General features: G+C 72.6%; 1 pseudogene. It reads left to right on the top strand.

The features are described 5' to 3' along the window. Nucleotides 1-379, top strand: a pseudogene (locus V2S66_RS34390) (hypothetical protein); the annotation flags it as partial.

Here is a 379-nt window from a genome sequence, read left to right as displayed (position 1 = left end):
TATCGCGCTCAGCGCCTCCTCCGCGCTGGTCGGCGAGGACGCCCTGGCCTGGCTGGGCACGCTCAGCGGACTGGTCATCACCACCGCCGGGCTGTGCCTGCTGCCCAGCGCACTACGCAGCCTGCGATCACCCAGACCACCCGCGGACACACCCCCACCCTCCGAGCCCCACCACCGCCCGCAGCCCCACCCCCACGACCACCCCCCAACCCGAACGCCCCCGCCCACAACCAGCACCAGACCACAGACCGCAACGCACAGCCCAGCCACCACCGTCCTCGACCACGCACCAGCAGCCGACCACCACCACCCCCACCACCCGCACCACCACGACCACGACCACGACCACCCCCACGACCACGACCACGGCGACCACGAC

The sequence above is a fragment of the Actinacidiphila polyblastidii genome (assembly GCF_036353415.1).
Lineage (GTDB): Bacteria > Actinomycetota > Actinomycetes > Streptomycetales > Streptomycetaceae > Actinacidiphila > Actinacidiphila polyblastidii.
Note: the sequence above shows the minus strand (reverse complement) of the source record. Positions and strands in the feature narration are given on the sequence as shown.